This window comes from Nocardioides phosphati, from assembly GCF_014646375.1.
Lineage (GTDB): Bacteria > Actinomycetota > Actinomycetes > Propionibacteriales > Nocardioidaceae > Nocardioides > Nocardioides phosphati.
Genome location: NZ_BMNI01000012.1, coordinates 20,637 through 36,013, shown reverse-complemented (window position 1 = coordinate 36,013; position 15,377 = coordinate 20,637). Strand labels below are relative to the sequence as shown.

General features: G+C 70.7%; 18 protein-coding genes. 11 read left to right on the top strand and 7 right to left on the bottom strand.

Going from position 1 to position 15,377, the window contains the following annotated elements; all coding sequences use genetic code 11:
• Positions 1-10: 10 nt before the first annotated feature.
• Complete coding sequence (locus IEX47_RS16155; protein WP_188785047.1) at positions 11-1,012, top strand: DUF3048 domain-containing protein; 1,002 nt, start codon at positions 11-13, stop codon at positions 1,010-1,012.
• On the opposite strand, the gene IEX47_RS16150 is transcribed toward IEX47_RS16155, so the two are convergent.
• Positions 999-1,727, bottom strand: coding sequence for a TetR/AcrR family transcriptional regulator (locus IEX47_RS16150; RefSeq protein ID WP_188785046.1), 729 nt, complete (start codon positions 1,725-1,727; stop codon positions 999-1,001). The genes IEX47_RS16155 and IEX47_RS16150 overlap by 14 nt on opposite strands.
• Positions 1,728-1,885: 158 nt before the next feature.
• Here IEX47_RS16150 and IEX47_RS16145 point away from each other — a divergent pair, with 158 nt between their 5' ends.
• From IEX47_RS16145 to IEX47_RS16135, 3 genes are all read left to right on the top strand, one after another.
• A complete protein-coding gene (locus IEX47_RS16145; protein WP_188785045.1) occupies positions 1,886-2,431 on the top strand; it encodes a hypothetical protein in 546 nt (181 codons plus the stop codon).
• Positions 2,432-2,597: 166 nt separating this feature from the next.
• Positions 2,598-2,876, top strand: coding sequence for a DUF3039 domain-containing protein (locus IEX47_RS16140; RefSeq protein WP_373289243.1), 279 nt, complete (start codon positions 2,598-2,600; stop codon positions 2,874-2,876).
• Positions 2,873-4,687 (top strand): DEAD/DEAH box helicase, encoded by a 1,815-nt coding sequence (locus tag IEX47_RS16135; protein WP_444544085.1) that lies wholly within the window; start codon positions 2,873-2,875, stop codon positions 4,685-4,687. Before IEX47_RS16140 ends, IEX47_RS16135 begins: the two co-directional genes overlap by 4 nt.
• 63 nt (positions 4,688-4,750) lie before the next feature.
• On the opposite strand, the gene IEX47_RS16130 is transcribed toward IEX47_RS16135, so the two are convergent.
• From IEX47_RS16130 to nemA, 4 genes are all read right to left on the bottom strand, one after another.
• Entirely contained in the window at positions 4,751-5,500 is a 750-nt protein-coding gene (locus IEX47_RS16130; protein ID WP_188785044.1) for an amino acid ABC transporter ATP-binding protein, read from the bottom strand.
• A gap of 1 nt (position 5,501) precedes the next feature.
• Positions 5,502-6,296, bottom strand: a complete 795-nt coding sequence (locus IEX47_RS16125) for an amino acid ABC transporter permease (RefSeq protein WP_188785043.1) — start codon at positions 6,294-6,296, stop codon at positions 5,502-5,504.
• A gap of 10 nt (positions 6,297-6,306) precedes the next feature.
• Positions 6,307-7,116 carry an ABC transporter substrate-binding protein gene (locus tag IEX47_RS16120; protein ID WP_188785042.1) on the bottom strand — a complete coding sequence of 270 codons (810 nt, stop codon included), beginning with the start codon at positions 7,114-7,116 and terminating at the stop codon, positions 6,307-6,309.
• A gap of 138 nt (positions 7,117-7,254) precedes the next feature.
• The gene (gene nemA / locus IEX47_RS16115; RefSeq protein WP_268238992.1) at positions 7,255-8,352 is read right to left on the bottom strand and encodes an N-ethylmaleimide reductase; all 1,098 of its coding nucleotides are present in this window, start codon (positions 8,350-8,352) and stop codon (positions 7,255-7,257) included.
• Between the two features lie 197 nt (positions 8,353-8,549).
• On the opposite strand from nemA, the gene IEX47_RS16110 reads away from it, so the two are divergent.
• The 7 genes from IEX47_RS16110 (at position 8,550) to IEX47_RS16080 (ending at position 13,441) form a co-directional block, all read left to right on the top strand.
• Positions 8,550-9,845, top strand: coding sequence for a choice-of-anchor P family protein (locus IEX47_RS16110; RefSeq protein WP_188785040.1), 1,296 nt, complete (start codon positions 8,550-8,552; stop codon positions 9,843-9,845).
• A 97-nt stretch (positions 9,846-9,942) separates the two neighbouring features.
• Positions 9,943-10,233: an ATP-dependent Clp protease adapter ClpS gene (gene clpS / locus IEX47_RS16105; RefSeq protein WP_188785039.1), complete on the top strand. Its 291-nt coding sequence runs from the start codon at positions 9,943-9,945 to the stop codon at positions 10,231-10,233.
• Positions 10,230-10,817 (top strand): DUF2017 domain-containing protein, encoded by a 588-nt coding sequence (locus IEX47_RS16100; protein WP_188785038.1) that lies wholly within the window; start codon positions 10,230-10,232, stop codon positions 10,815-10,817. Before clpS ends, IEX47_RS16100 begins: the two co-directional genes overlap by 4 nt.
• Positions 10,818-10,884: 67 nt before the next feature.
• Positions 10,885-11,325 (top strand): M67 family metallopeptidase, encoded by a 441-nt coding sequence (locus IEX47_RS16095; RefSeq protein ID WP_188785037.1) that lies wholly within the window; start codon positions 10,885-10,887, stop codon positions 11,323-11,325.
• Between the two features lies 1 nt (position 11,326).
• Positions 11,327-11,605, top strand: a complete 279-nt coding sequence (locus IEX47_RS16090) for a MoaD family protein (protein ID WP_188785036.1) — start codon at positions 11,327-11,329, stop codon at positions 11,603-11,605.
• A 43-nt stretch (positions 11,606-11,648) separates the two neighbouring features.
• A complete protein-coding gene (locus IEX47_RS16085) occupies positions 11,649-12,611 on the top strand; it encodes a PLP-dependent cysteine synthase family protein (RefSeq protein WP_188785035.1) in 963 nt (320 codons plus the stop codon).
• Positions 12,612-12,682: 71 nt separating this feature from the next.
• Positions 12,683-13,441 carry an MBL fold metallo-hydrolase gene (locus IEX47_RS16080; protein WP_188785034.1) on the top strand — a complete coding sequence of 253 codons (759 nt, stop codon included), beginning with the start codon at positions 12,683-12,685 and terminating at the stop codon, positions 13,439-13,441.
• A gap of 7 nt (positions 13,442-13,448) precedes the next feature.
• On the opposite strand, the gene IEX47_RS16075 is transcribed toward IEX47_RS16080, so the two are convergent.
• Positions 13,449-14,108, bottom strand: a complete 660-nt coding sequence (locus tag IEX47_RS16075; protein ID WP_229662945.1) for a response regulator — start codon at positions 14,106-14,108, stop codon at positions 13,449-13,451.
• Entirely contained in the window at positions 14,105-15,250 is a 1,146-nt protein-coding gene (locus tag IEX47_RS16070) for a sensor histidine kinase (protein ID WP_188785032.1), read from the bottom strand. Before IEX47_RS16070 ends, IEX47_RS16075 begins: the two co-directional genes overlap by 4 nt.
• Positions 15,251-15,377 lie beyond the last annotated feature (127 nt).

Sequence of the window (15,377 nt, the reverse complement as noted above, 5' to 3'; positions counted from 1 at the left end):
TGTGCGCCGCATGCGCCTTTCCGTTGCCGCCACCCTCGCCGCGAGCCTGGTGCTCGCCGGTTGCGGAGGGGGAGACACGGGCACTGACAAGCCTTCCAAGTCGAGCGAGGCCTCGTCCACCGCAGCGGCCCCCGCTCCGGAGACCTGGCCGCTGACCGGACTCAGGGTTCCCGCCGGGCGCTCGCCGAAGTCGCCGGCGTACATCGTCAAGATCGACAACAGCAACGCCAGCGCGCCGCAGTACGGCCTGGGCAAGGCGGACCTGGTCGTCGAGGAGCTGGTCGAGGGCGGCATCACGCGCCTCGCGGCCTTCTTCCAGTCGCAGCTGCCGCGCAAGGTCGGCCCGGTCCGGTCGATGCGCCTCACCGACATCGGCGTCGCGAAGCCGCTCGGTGCCGAGATCGTCACCTCGGGCGCTGCGCCCGTCACCCTCGACGGCCTGCGCCGCGCCGGTCAGAAGTACGTCCAGTTCGGCTCCAACCCCGCGCTGCAGCGCCTCCTGGACGGCTCGCACGACACGCTCCACAGCGTCGTGGCGAACCTGAAGCAGCTGGCCCGCCAGGCCAAGCAGCCGGCCCGGCCCGTCGACTACCTCCCGTTCGGCACGTCGAAGGCGCTGCGGCCCGGCAAGCACGCGACCACGATCGACGCCCGGATGTCCGGTGGCCGTACGGCCCACTGGCAGCTCATGGGCAAGAAGTACATCCTGCAGAACGGCTACATGCCCGACGGCGACGTCTTCAAGGCCGACACCGTGATCACCTGCATGGTGACGACCTCGACCGCGCCGTACCTCGACCCGGCGGGCAACCCCGTGCCGGTCTCGCACTTCGAGGGCAAGGGCCAGGCGATCATCTTCCACGACGGCAAGGCGGTCCGCGCCATGTGGAAGAAGCCGAAGGTGGGCGACACCGTCACCTTCGTGACGAAGCAGGGTCAGCTCAAGGTCCCCGCCGGCCACACCTGGATCCACCTGGTGCCGATCAACGGCGGCGGCGTCACCTTCCGCTGACGGAGTCCGCCTCCGGGCGGGCGGTGCCGGCGAGCGTGCGCATGCCGTCGAAGAGCATGCCGAACGCCGCCTCCACCCGCTGGGTGGCGGCGGCGGGGTCGGCGCTCTCGACGATCGCGTCGCCGGCCGCGGCCAGGGCGCCGAAGAAGATCCGCGAGAAGGTCTCCTGCATCTGCGGGTCGACCCCGCTCGCGTCGTCGCTCGCCTCGCCGCTGAGGACGCTGCTGACCACCTGCCGGATGACCGCGAACGTCGAGCGGTCCTCGCGGTCCGTGGCTCGCGGGCCGAGGACGGTCGGCGCCTCGTGGACCACGAGGCGGCTGTAGGCAGGCTCGCGCAGCACCTCGAGGAACGCCATGAGGCCGGCCCGCGCCTGGTCCCACGGGTCCTTGACGCCCTTCATCGCCTTGCCGATCTGGCGCGCGGCCTGGTCCTCGAGGTCGACCAGGACCGCCTCGAAGATGCCCTGCTTGCCGGAGAAGTGGTGGTAGAGCGCGCCCTTGGTCACCTTGGCCTCGGTGACGATCGCGTCGAGCGAGGTGGCGGCGTACCCCCGCACGGCGAAGAGCTGGCCGGCGGCCTTGATGAGGGCCTTGCGGGTCGCCGCGGAGTACTGCTGGCGGCGGCTGAGGCCGGGAACGCCCGGCACGGACGGTACGCGCGGCATCGCCAGCTTGGGCCGTCGGTCGCTCCCGGAACCTTCGGTCTTGCTCATGCGGGGGAGTCTAGGTGACGGCCATCACCGTGACGTGTCACGCATCACCGCGCTGCTGGTTGGCATACCGCCGGTATGCAACGTACGGTCGTTACGTACCGGCGGTATGCGACGACCCAGTCGCCCTCCGGGCACAGGATGAGTGAAAGGAGCTCACCATGAACTGGGAAGCTTTTCACCGCCGTGGGGACGTCCTCCAGGCCGTGATCAAGGAAGCCGACGTCCGTCGCGACGGCGAGCTCCCGATGTACGTCGCCGGCGTCGAGCAGGTCTTCCGTGACGAGCTGGACCTCCTGGGTGCACTGTCGCTGCGGTGGCACACGCGCCTGTCCGGCCACACCGAGACCATCGCCAAGGAGCAGCCGCTCGACCTCGAGCAGGCGACCATCGAGGCATGGCGCGGCGCTGCCGACGAGATCCCGGGCGTGCGCCTGGTGCTCGACAAGGCGCTGGCCGAGGGCGACGACGAGGTTGTCGAGATCCTCGAGCGGAGCCGGGAGAAGGAGCGCGAGCTCCTTGCACTGAACTCTGGCCGGATCTCCGCCTACCAGCTCGCCGAGCACGGTGCCCGTGTCGGTGCCGCTGTCGAGGCGAAGGCCCGTGAGGGCTTCGAGATCGGCGCGAACTGGGTCCCCGAGCCGGTGCCGACGCTCTTCGAGCGGATCAAGGCGGGCACGCGGTCGCGCACCTCGGCGATCGCCTGACGCTCCGCCCTGCAAGCTGACGTCCCCCGGGTGCTGGCGCACCCTCCCCGTGGCCTTCGGGCCACGTCCTCCCTCCCTCGCGCCGGCCCCCGGGGATCGTCATTTCCGCCTCCGGGAGAACGCCGCGCTGGTCGGCGCGTCTCCGTCCGTCGCATAGGATCGCCCCGTGAGCACGCCCATCGGATTCACCCAGCTCGACGTCGTCGAGGACCGCGAGACGCTGTCGGTCGAGGACGGTGACCACGAGCGGTTCAGCCACTTCGTCCCGAAGGACAAGCTGACCGAGGCGATGGTCATGGGCACTCCCGTGGTCGCGCTCTGCGGCAAGGTCTGGGTGCCCAACCGGGCGGGGGAGAAGTTCCCGGTCTGCCCGGAGTGCAAGGAGATCTGGGAGTCGCTCAACGGCGGCGACAACGGATCGGGCGAGGGCGGGGACGCATCTTGACGGGTAGCCCCGAGGCTGACCTGTTCGACGCGGTTCCCCAGGCCCCCGGCGCGCTCACGCCGGCGTGGCCGGACCGTGCTGCGTGGGGCACGGCGACGTCGCTGCGTGCGTGGCAGGCCGCCGCGATGCGCAAGTACCTCGACGAGCAGCCCCGCGACTTCCTCGCGGTCGCGACGCCAGGCGCCGGCAAGACGACCTTCGCGCTCACCGTCGCCGCCGAGCTCCTCGGCCGCCGGGTCATCGACCGGATCACGATCGTGGCGCCGACCGAGCACCTCAAGGTCCAGTGGGCGGAGGCCGCCGCCCGCGCGGGCATCCCGATCGACCCGGCGTACTCCGCGGGGCAGGGCAAGACCTCCAGCGACTTCCTCGGCATCGCGGTGACGTACGCCGGCGTCGCGGTCAACCCGCTCGCCATGCGGATCCGCACCGAGCGGTTCAAGACCCTCGTCATCCTCGACGAGGTGCACCACGCGGGCGACGCGCTGAGCTGGGGAGAGGGCGTCCGTGAGGCGTTCGACCCGGCGACCCGCCGGCTCGCGCTGACCGGCACGCCGTTCCGCTCCGACGTGAACCCGATCCCGTTCGTGAGCTACGAGCCCAACGAGGACGGCATCCCGCAGTCGAAGGCCGACTTCACCTACGGCTACGCCCACGCGCTCGCCGACCACGTCGTCCGCCCCGTGCTCTTCATGGCGTATTCCGGCGAGATGCAGTGGCGCACCCGCGCGGGTGACGAGATCACCGCGCGCCTGGGGGAGCCCCTCACCAAGGACATGCACCAGCAGGCGCTGCGCACGGCCCTCGACCCGGCCGGCTCCTGGATGCCGGCCGTGCTCGAGGCCGCCGACCGCCGCCTCTCCGAGGTACGCCGCCACGTCCCCGACGCCGGCGGGCTCGTCATCGCGTCGGACCAGACCGCGGCGCGCGCCTACGCCAAGCTGCTGCGCGCGATCACGGGGGAGGCCCCCGTCGTCGTCCTCTCCGACGAGAAGGCCTCCTCGAAGAAGATCACGCAGTTCTCCGAGGGCGAGCAGCGCTGGATGGTCGCGGTGCGCATGGTCTCCGAGGGCGTCGACGTGCCGCGCCTGGCCGTGGGCGTCTGGGCGACCAACACCTCGACCCCGCTCTTCTTCGCGCAGGCGGTCGGCCGCTTCGTGCGCGCCCGCAAGCGCGGCGAGACCGCGTCGGTCTTCCTGCCGTCGGTGCCCAACCTCCTCGGCCTGGCCTCGGAGATGGAGGTCCAGCGCGACCACGTCCTGGGCCGCAAGGTCAACGACGAGGGCGACATCTTCGCCGCCGAGCAGGGCCTGATCGACCAGGCCAACGCCGCCGAGGGCGCCTCCGACGACCTGCTCGGCAACTTCGAGGCGCTCGGCTCCGAGGCCACCTTCGACCGCGTGCTGTACGACGGCGGCGAGTTCGGCCACTCCGGCGAGGTGCACGTGGGCTCCGACGAGGAGATGGACTTCCTCGGCATCCCCGGCCTCCTCGAGCCCGACCAGGTGCGCGACCTGCTGCAGTCGCGCCAGTCGGAGCGGGCCCAGAAGCAGAAGCAGGAGCAGAAGGCGCAGCGGGCATCGGGCGTGAGCGACGAGGACCGGGCGGTCGCGCACGAGCGCCTCGGCGTACTCCGGCGGGAGCTCAACGGGCTCGTCGCCGCGTGGTACCACCGCACCGGGCAGCCGCACGGCGTCACGCACAGCGCCCTGCGCAAGGAGTGCGGTGGTCCGCCGTCCGCGGTCGCGACCGTCGACCAGCTGCAGGCCCGCATCGACAAGATCCGCGACTGGGCGATCAACGGCCGCTGACCCCCGACGTACGACGAACGCCGCCTCCCGGAGACCGGGAGGCGGCGTTCGTGCGTGGCTGGGTCAGAGCACCTTGGAGAGGAACGCCTGGGTGCGCTCGTGCTGCGGGTTGCCCAGCACCTGGCGCGGGTCGCCCTCCTCGACGATCACGCCGCCGTCCATGAAGACCAGCTTGTCGCCGACCTCGCGGGCGAAGCCCATCTCGTGGGTCACGACCATCATCGTCATGCCCTCGGCGGCGAGGTCCTTCATGACCTGCAGGACGTCGCCGACGAGCTCGGGGTCGAGCGCGGACGTCGGCTCGTCGAAGAGCATCATGTCGGGGTTCATCGACAGTGCCCGGGCGATCGCCACGCGCTGCTGCTGGCCGCCCGAGAGGTGCGCCGGATAGGCATCGGCCTTGCCGAGGAGCCCGACCTTCTCCAGGTTGGCCTTCGCGATCGCGACAGCCTCGTCCTTGCTCCGCTTCTTGACGCGCTGCTGGGCGATGGTCAGGTTGCGCAGCACGCTCATGTGCGGGAACAGGTTGAACTGCTGGAAGACCATGCCGATCCGCGAGCGGACCGCGTCGAGGTCGGTGTTCTCGTCCGTGATGTCGATGCCCTCGATGATGACCTGGCCGGAGGTCGGCTCCTCCAGCCGGTTGACGCACCGGAGCAGCGTGGACTTGCCCGAGCCCGACGGGCCGATCACGCAGACGACCTGGCCGGCGTCGACGTGGAAGTCGATGCCCTTGAGCACCTCGTTGTCGCCGTAGCACTTGTGGAGATTCCGCACCTCGATGGCACGGGTGGCGGGGGTCGTGTCAGCCATGTCAGCGCGCCCTCTTCTGTCGTGCCTCGAGCCACGCGACGAGGCGCGTCAGTGGCAGGGTGATCAGCAGGTACACCAGCGCGATCGCCAGCAGTGGCGACGGGTTGGAGTACGTCGTCAGGCCGTTCTGGCCGAACGACGTCAGGTCGAGCTGGCTCTGCTGCTGGCCCACGATCGCGAGCAGCGAGGTGTCCTTGAGGAGCAGGACGACCTCGTTGGTCAGCGGCGGGACGACGATCCGGATCGCCTGAGGGAGGACGACCGAGACGAAGGTCCAGGTCGAGCTCATGCCGAGGGACCGGGCCGCCTCCGACTGCCCGTGCGGGACGGCCTGGATGCCGGCCCGCAGCGTCTCGGCCATGTAGGCGGACGAGACGAAGACGAGCGCCAGGATGCCGGCACCCATCGTGCCGCCGGGCGGTGTCCAGCCGAAAGCCAGTGGCACGCCCAGCGCCATGAAGAGGATCACGACCAGGGCGGGAAGCCCCCGGAAGAACTCGATCCAGGCGGTTGCGATGAGCCGGAGACCGAGCACGTCCGAGAGCTTCATGAGGGCGAGCACCAGTGCGAGCGCCAGTCCGCCCGTGAAGGCGAGCACCGTGTAGATCAGCGTGTTGCGGGCCGCGACCAGGAAGATGTCGGGCCACAGTGCGCGCCACGTCTCGCCGTCGGCGAAGTTGAGCCTGAGCAGAGGCCAGTCGGCGAAGAGGGCGACGAGGAGCGCCAGCAGCGCGAGGACGGCGTACACCCCGAGGTGTGCGGCCTTCTTCCGCTGCGTGCGGGTCAGGGTAGGCATCGGTGACGCGTCACTTCGTGGCGAAGTAGGTGTCGTAGATCTTCTGGAAGTCGCCGTTGTCGTGGAGGTCCTTCAGGGCCTTGTCGACGGCGTCGATGAGGGCCGTGTTGGTCTTCTTCATCGCGAAGCCGTACTGCTCGTCGGTCTTGTACGTCTCGACCACGGTGTACTTGCCCGGCGCCTTCGGGTCCTTCTGGTGGTCCAGGTTGACCGGGAGGTCCTGCAGGATGGCGTCGACCTGGCCGGCCTTGATGGCGGCGTACATCTGGCCGTCGCTGGGGAAGGAGATCGCCTTGGCGCCGGGGGCGTGCTTCGCGGTGTACTCCTCGCCGGTGGTGCCCTTCTGCACGGCGACCTTCTTGCCGTCGAGGTCACCGATGGCCTTGATCGGCGAGCCCGTCGGCACCAGGAGGGACTGCTCGGAGTCGTAGTAGCCGTCGCTGAACCCGAGGCGCTTCTCGCGCTCGGGGGTGATCGACATGGCGCTGGCTGCGACGTCGCACTGCCCGGAGTTCAGGGCCAGGCCGCTCTTGAGCGCGCTGAAGTCGGAGTCCTTGACGACGAGCTTGAGCTTGAGCTCCTTGGCGATCGCGCTGACGATGTCGATGTCGTAGCCGGTGAAGCCGGAGGGCGTCGACTTGTCGAAGTCCTCGAACGGCGGGTAGGGGACGTCCGAGCAGACCGTCAGCGTGCCGGCCTTGATCAGGTCCAGGCCGCCCTTGGCGGAGTCGTCGGACGAGGAGCCACAGGCGGCGAGGCCGGTGAGCGCCACGGCAAGGGAGAGGGTGGAAGCCACGCGGGCGAGTCGAGTGTTCTTCATCCCGGCAGCCTAAGGCCCCGACTTTTCCGTACGGCAGGGTGTTGCCCGGGACACATGTCTCGTTTCCGAGACAATTGTGTGACGAGGCTGAACGGGGCGTCCGGGTGGATCACCCGGACGCCCCGTCCGTCGGGCCGGTCAGTCCTCGAGGGCCGGGTAGTCGGTGTAGCCCTTCGCGCCGCCGCCGTAGAACGTCGCCTGGTCAGGCTCGTTGAGCGCGGCGCCGGTGCGCAGGCGCTCGGGGAGGTCGGGGTTGGCGATGTACGCCCGGCCGAACGCCGCCGCGTCGATGAAGCCGGCGTCGAGCAGGCGCTCCGCCTTCGCCACGTCGTACGCGCCGGCGCCGATGATCACGCCGGGGAACGCCGCGCGGAGCTCCTTGCGGTACTCGTCGGTGAGCTCGGGCCCGCCGGCCCAGTCGGGCTCGGAGAGGTGGAGGAAGGCGATGCCCCGCCGGGCGAACTGCTCGGCGAGGTAGAGGCCGGCCTCCGCGCCCTCGGGGTCCTCGAGGCCGTTGAAGGAGCCGATGGGGGAGATCCGGATGCCGACGTGCTCGGCGTCCCAGGCGTCGATGACCGCGTCGAGCACCTCGAGCATGAGGCGGGCACGGTTCTCCAGCGAGCCGCCGTACTCGTCGGTGCGCTGGTTGCTGTCGGCGGAGAGGAACTGGTGGAGCAGGTAGCCGTGGGCGCCGTGGATCTCGGCGAGGTCGAAGCCGGCTTCACGGGCGTTGCGGGTGGCACGTCGGTAGTCCTCGACGACGCCGGCGATCTCCTCGACGGTCAGCGCGTGCGGGGTCGGGCAGTCAGCGCGGTAGACGTTGCCGTCGGCGTCCTTGAGCGAGGTGCGGTTGCGGAACGGGATGGCGCTGGCCGAGACGGGCAGCGCGCCGCCCTCGTGCAGGGAGTCGTGCGAGACGCGGCCGGTGTGCCACAGCTGCGGGGCGATGCGACCGCCGGCGGCGTGCACGGCGTCGGTGACGACACGCCAGCCCGCGACCTGCTCGTCGCTGTAGATGCCCGGGGTGTCGGCGTACCCCTTGCCCTGGGGGGAGATCTGGGTGCCCTCGGTGATGAGGAGCCCGGCGCCGGCACGCTGGGCGTAGTACTCCGCCATCAGCTCGTTGGGGACGTCGCCCGGCTGCGTCGCGCGCATCCGGGTCAGCGGCGCCATCACGACGCGGTGTGGGAGCTCGACGGCTCCGACGGTCAGGGGCTGGAAGAGTCGGCTGGTCACGGTGGCGGCAACGGGTTGTGGGCGCTCGGCATTCCCCCGGAGCACCGCGCCCGGCCGCGCGGGCGGCCCCGGACCGGTGCCGCTGCGGGAAATGTGTGAGGCGTCACCAAAATCCGCCGTCATGGAACGGGCGGTGCCGCGTTTCCTCGGTGTACTGCAGCGGGGCAGCGCCCCTTTTTTCTTTGAAATGAGTCCTCATGAGCACCACGCTTCTCGGAACCCGTCGCGCCGCGCGCGCCGGCGCGGTCGCCGTCCTCGCCTCCGCCGTCGCCTCGGCTGCCGTCCTGGCGGCCACGCCGGCCCAGGCTGCGGTCACGAACCAGAACCTCGTCGGCACGGCCGCCGGCACGACCATCGTCGCGCTCGGTGGCATCGTCGAGTCCGGCCCCACGGCTGCCAGCGGCCTCAACACGCCCGACACGGGCAAGACGGCCAGCAACTCGATCGCCACGGTGAACCTGCCCGGCATCGCCACCACCGGCGTGATCAGCACGTCGGTCGCGACCACCGCGATCACCGGCGGCAAGCGGATCGTCTCGACGGCCCGCGTCGACGGACTCAACCTGCTCGGCGGCCTGGTCAAGGCCACCGCGGTCGAGAGCACCAGCGCCGTCTCCGTCGTCAACGGCATCGCCACGCCGGCCAGCGCCGCGAAGTTCGTCGACCTCGCCGTCGGTGACGCGACGATCCCGCTCAACCCCGGCAAGAACTTCACCGTCAACGTCCCCGGCATCGCCAAGGTCGTCATCAACAAGGCCGTCGCCACGCAGATCTCCGACAACGCCGCCCGTGAGGTCGGCGCCGGCATCGAGATCACGCTGCTCTCCGCGCTCGGCTCCTACGGTGCCGGCACCGTGATCGACGTCGCCCCGACCGCGGCCGCCGCGGTCCTGCCCACCGCCTCGCTCGGCGCGCCGGTCGGCGGCCGTGGCTACGCGACCCAGGTCGTCGCCGTCATCAACGGCACCCCGACCGTCACCTCGGGCCCGACGGCCCTGGCGACGATGCCGCAGGGCGGCACCGCGGGCCAGAACCTCACCAACAACACCGTCGGCGTGCACGTCGGCACGCTCCTCAACTCGGGCACCGTCTCCTCGACGGTCAACGGTTCGCGCACCGTTGACGCCTCGCGCTCGACGGTGTCCTCGGGTGTCCAGTCGCTCAACCTGCTCGGTGGCCTGATCAAGGCGGACGCCGTCACGTCGAAGGCCCAGGCCTCCGTCGTCACCGGTGGCACCGTGGCCCGCGGTGGCCAGTCGAACCTGGTCAACCTGGTCATCGCCGGCAAGGCGATCCCGCTCAACGTCGCGGCCAACACCAAGATCAGCGTCCTCGGCCTGGTCACCGTGACGATCAACGAGCAGGTGCGCACCGCCACGGGCATCACCGTCCGGGCCCTCGACGTGAAGGTCATCGGTGCCGGCCTGGGCCTGCCGATCGGCTCGCGCATCGAGGTCGCCACGGCCAACGCCTGGGTGGTCTCGGCCGGCTGACCCGCCGCACCACCTCCTCGTACGCCGCTCCCGCGCCACCGCGTGGGGGCGGCGTACGGCGTTCGGGGGCGGGCCACGGCTGTGGAACGATGGGGCCGTGTCGACCGCAAGCCCCGAGGTCGGGTCCGAGACGGTCCCCGACGAGATCACGTTCCTCAGCAGGCCCTGGGTGACGGTGGTCTGGAACGACCCGGTCAACCTGATGTCCTACGTCTCCTTCGTCTTCCAGAAGTACTTCGGCTACTCGAAGGCGGAGGCCGAGAAGCTGATGCTCCAGGTCCACGAGGAGGGCCGCTCGGTCGTCTCGACGGGCACCCGCGAGGAGATGGAGCGCGACGTGCAGGCGATGCACGAGTACGGCCTGTGGGCGACGATGGAGAAGCAGTGACCGAGGGGTTCCACAAGCACCGCCGCAGCGGCCGGGTGATCGCCGAGTTCACCGGCTCCGAGGCCGACCTGCTGCGCTCGCTCGCCTCCCAGCTCGTCGAGCTGCTGCACAGCGAGGTGGCGGCGCCGGTCGAGCACGACGACCCGATGGCGCGGCTCTTCGACTTCACGGGCCCGACCACGGCTCCCGAGGACCCCGTCCTGCAGCGCCTCTTCCCCACGGCGTACGTCGAGGACGAGGAAGCCGCGGGGGAGTTCCGCCGCTTCACCGAGGGCGCGCTGCGTGACGGCAAGGCGCGTGGCGCCCGGGCGATCATCGAGGCGCTCGAGGAGTCCGGCCTGCCGGCCGACGACGTCGACGACGCGGTCCACGTCGACGTCGAGCTCGACGAGGGCGAGGCGATGGCCTGGCTGAAGTCCTTCACCGACATCCGGCTCGCGCTGGCGACGCGCCTGGGTGTCGAGGAGGGTGACGAGGAGCGTTGGGCCGCGCTGCCCGACGACGACCCGGCCGCGCAGGCCCACGACATCTACGACTGGGTCGGCTACCTGCAGGAGACCCTCGTCGAGGCGCTCTCCGCCTGACCGCGTGACCGATCCGGCACCCGCCTCGATGAGCGTCCGGGCACCGTCCTCGCCTAGGCTGTGCGCCGTGTTGACCATCGACCAGGCGACGTACGACGCGATCGTCGCGCACGCCAAGCGGGATCACCCGGACGAGTGCTGCGGCATCGTCGCCGGCCCTGAGGGCAGCGACCGCCCCGAGCGCTTCATCGAGATGATCAACGCCGCCGGCAGCCCGACGTTCTACGAGTTCGACTCCACCGAGCTCCTCGCGCTCTACAAGGAGATGTGGGCGAACGACGAGGAGCCGGTGATCGTCTACCACTCGCACACCGCGACGGAGGCGTACCCCAGCCGCACCGACATCGGCCTGGCCAGCGAGCCCAACGCCCACTACGTGCTGGTCAGCACGCGTGAGCACGGGAATAACGAGGGCCCCGTGGAGTTCAGGTCGTATCGCATCATCGACGGCGAGGTGACCGAGGAAGAGGTCACCGTCGTCGCCCAACTGCCCGCGAGGAGCAACTGACATGGCCATCGAGGTCCGGATCCCCACCATCCTGCGCACCTACACCGGCGGCGAGAAGGCCGTCGACGCCGAGGGTGCGACGCTCGCGGCCCTGATCGACGACCTCGAGGCCCGCCACACGGGCATCAAGGACCGCCTGATCGACAACGGCGACCTGCGCCGCTTCGTCAACGTCTACATCAACGACGAGGACGTCCGCTTCATCGGTGGCCTCGAGGCTGCCCTCTCCGACGGCGACCAGGTCGTCGTCCTCCCCGCCGTTGCGGGAGGCGCTGCCTGAGACTGCGCGCTCCGCGCACTCTCTGCACCGCGATAATCGAGCCATGGCCCGCTACGACAACCTCCTCGCCTCCGTCGGCAACACCCCCCTGGTGGGGCTGCCGCGGCTCTCCGCGATGGTCGGCGGCGGTGACGACGTCCGCATCTGGGCCAAGCTCGAGGACCGCAACCCGACCGGCTCGATCAAGGACCGCCCGGCCCTGAAGATGATCGAGGAGGCCGAGAAGTCCGGCCTGCTGCGTCCCGGCTGCACGATCCTCGAGCCGACCTCCGGCAACACCGGCATCTCGATCGCGATGGCCGCGAAGCTCAAGGGCTACCGCACCGTCTTCGTGATGCCGGAGAACACCTCCGAGGAGCGTCGCCAGATCCTGCGCATGTGGGGCGCCGAGATCCACTCCTCGCCCGCCGCGGGTGGTTCCAACGAGGCCGTCCGGGTCGCCAAGCGGATGGCCGACGAGCACCCCGACTGGGTGATGCTCTACCAGTACGGCAACGACGCCAACGCGCTCGCACACGAGCTCGGCACCGGCCCGGAGCTCCTCGCTGACCTGCCGTCCATCACGCACTTCGTCGCGGGCCTCGGCACGACCGGCACCCTCATGGGCGTCTCCCGCTTCTTCCGCAAGGCCAAGCCCGACGTCCGCATCGTCGCGGCGGAGCCGCGCTACGGCGAGCTCGTCTACGGCCTGCGCAACCTCGACGAGGGCTTCGTCCCCGAGCTGTACGACGCCTCGCTCATCGACACCCGTTTCTCGGTCGGCCCCCGTGACGCCGTACGCCGGGTGCGCGAGCTTCTCGAGATGGAGGGCATCTTCGCCGGCATCTCGACCGGCGCGATCCTCCACGCCGCGCTCGGCCAGGCCGCGAAGGCGGTCAAGGCGGGGGAGAAGGCGGACATCGCGTTCGTCGTCGCGGACGGTGGCTGGAAGTACCTCTCCACCGGTGCCTACGAGGGCACCATCGACGAGGCCGAGGACCGGCTCGAGGGCCAGCTCTGGGCGTGACGCCCATCTCTGCGTGACGCGGCTCGCAAGTTGCGGCGCACAAACCTGAACAGGCCGTAACGTGGTCTCCCGTGAAGGTGACGGTGATCGGCTGCGCGGGTTCCTACCCCGGGCCAGAGGCTCCCGCGAGCTGCTACCTGGTCGAGTCTGAGGACCAGGCCGGCCGCACGTGGCGCATCCTCCTCGACCTCGGCAGCGGCGCTCTCGGCGAGCTGCACAACCACGTCGACCCGCTCACCATCGACGCCGTCTTCGTCAGCCACCTCCACGCTGACCACTGCCTCGACCTCTGTGGCTACTACGTCATGCGCAAGTACCACCCGACCGGTCCCGCGCCGCGCATCCCCTGCTGGGGCCCGCACGACACCGACCGCCGGATGGCGAAGGCCTACGACCTCGACGAGGACCCGGGGATGAACGAGGAGTTCGAGTTCCTCGTGTACGACGGCCCGGTCGCGTTCGGCCCGTTCACCGTGACCGCGATCCCCGTCCTCCACCCCGTCGAGGCCTACGCGCTGCGCGTCGAGGCCGACGACCGGGTGCTCGTCTACAGCGGCGACACCGACGTGTGCGACTCGCTCGTCGACGCCGCCCGCGACGCGGACCTCTTCCTCGCCGAGGCGGCCTTCCGCGAGTGCGACGAGAACCCTCCGGGCATCCACATGACCGGCCGGCAGGCGGCGGAGGTCGCGCTCAAGGCAGGCGTGGACACGCTCGTGCTGACCCACATCCCGGCCTGGCACGACACCTGCACCGCGGTCGCCGAGGCCCAGGAGGTCTGGTCCGGTCCGCTGCACCTCGCCACCAAGGGCGCGGTCTACGAGGTCTGAGCCGGCCTCAGAGCAGGCCGGCATCGTGGACGCAGATCGCGATCTGCACGCGGTTGGTCGTGCCGAGCTTGTCGAAGAGCCGGCCGACGTGCGCCTTGACCGTCGGCACGGAGAGGTAGAGCTCCTTCGCGATCTCGGCGTTGGAGAGCCCGCGGCCGACGGCGAGCGCGACCTCGTGCTCCCGCTCGGTGAGCGAGGAGAGCCGGCTGAGGGCGGCGTCGGCGCGTGCCTCGGCGGGGTTGCTGCTGTCGGCGCGGAGCCGGCGGATCAGCGACGCGGTCGCTGAGGGAGAGAGCATGGGGTCACCGGCTGCCACCTGGCGGATCGCCGCCACGATGTCGGCCGGCGGGGTGTCCTTCAGCAGGAAGCCGTCGGCGCCGGCAGCGAGCGCCGTGGTGACGTAGTCGTCCGCGTCGAACGTCGTGAGCACGATGACCCGCGGGGGAGACGGGCGGGCGTGGAGGTGGCGGGTTGCCTCGAGGCCGTCCATCACCGGCATGCGGATGTCCATCAGCACCACGTCGGGCGACTGCTTCGCGCAGAGCTCGAGGGCCTCGGCCCCGTTGCTGCCCTCGCCGACCAGCTCGACGTCGGGCTGCCCGCCGATCATCAGGCCGAGCGCCGACCGGACGAGCGCGTCGTCGTCGACGAGCGCCACGCGAATCACTTCTCCCACGGGATCCATCCTCTGATCACCCACGCGGACAGCTCCCTGCCCGCGTCCAGTGTGCCGCCCACGAGCTCGGCGCGCTCGCGGAGGCCGACGAGGCCGAGGCCGGCGCCCGGCGTACGGGAGGAGAAGCCGAGGGGGTTGCGGATGACGAGCGTGAGTCCGTCGGCCGGGCCACCGCTCACGTCGACCTGCACGGTGGCGCCGGGCGCGTGCTTGCGCGCATTGGTGAGCGCTTCCTGCACGATCCTGTACGCCGTGCGGCCGGCGAGCTCGGGCACGTCGCCGTGGACGTCCGTGCGCAGGGTGACGCTCGCGCCTGCGGCGACCTCCCCGGCGACGAGCTCGGTCAGGTCGGCGAACGTCGGCTGCGGGCGGTCGAGCGGTGCGCCACTGGCCGGGTCGCGGAGCACACCGAGCACGGAGCGCAGGTCGGCGAGCGCCTCGGCGGCGTTGGCCTGGATCACGCCGACGTGTTCCCGGATCTGCCCGGCGGAGAGGTCCTCGCGGAACATGATCGCGTTGGCCTGCATCGAGATCTGCGAGATCCGGTGTGCCAGGACGTCGTGCATCTCCCGCGCGATCCGGCCGCGTTCGGCGGTGCGGGCCTGGTCGGAGCGCCGCTCCTGCTCGGCGGCAGCCTGGGCGACCTCGGCCTGCAGGCGGGCGATCAGCTCGCGGCGCGAGCCGATGTAGAGGCCCCATCCGAGGATCGCCACGGTCGCGACGAGGTTGACGACGAGGTCCAGCCACCACGAGTCCTGGTGCTGCTGCGGCTCGATCTTGGTGAAGGAGATCCCGGCGCTGAAGCTGACCAGGCCGACGAGCGCGATCTCGCGGTAGACCCGGCGCGAGGCCAGCGACACCGCGGCCAGGACGGCGGGGCCGGCGGCGAGGCCCGAGACGGCTGCGGCGGCGTTGAGCAGGAGTGCGAAGGAGAGGGGGCTGCGCCGGCGGAACGCCACCGCGACGTACGCGAGGCACCCGACGCCGAGGTCGAGCCACCACAGGCCCCGGTGCTCGTGCCACTGCTTGTCGAAGACGCTGCCCCAGCCGATCGCCGAGATCGCCAGGCAGAGCGCGTAGCGCCAGGCATGGGACCGCCAGGTGAGGGGCGGCGCAGGCGTCTCGGTGGGCACGCGTTCAGGCTAGGGGAGCGGAAGCCCCCGGGGACCCGACCCGCGGCGTACGGGCGATGACTTTGGTAGGGGCGCGGTCGCGACCCGGGACCGATGTCCGGCCACCGTCGGCCGGGCAGGGTTGGCT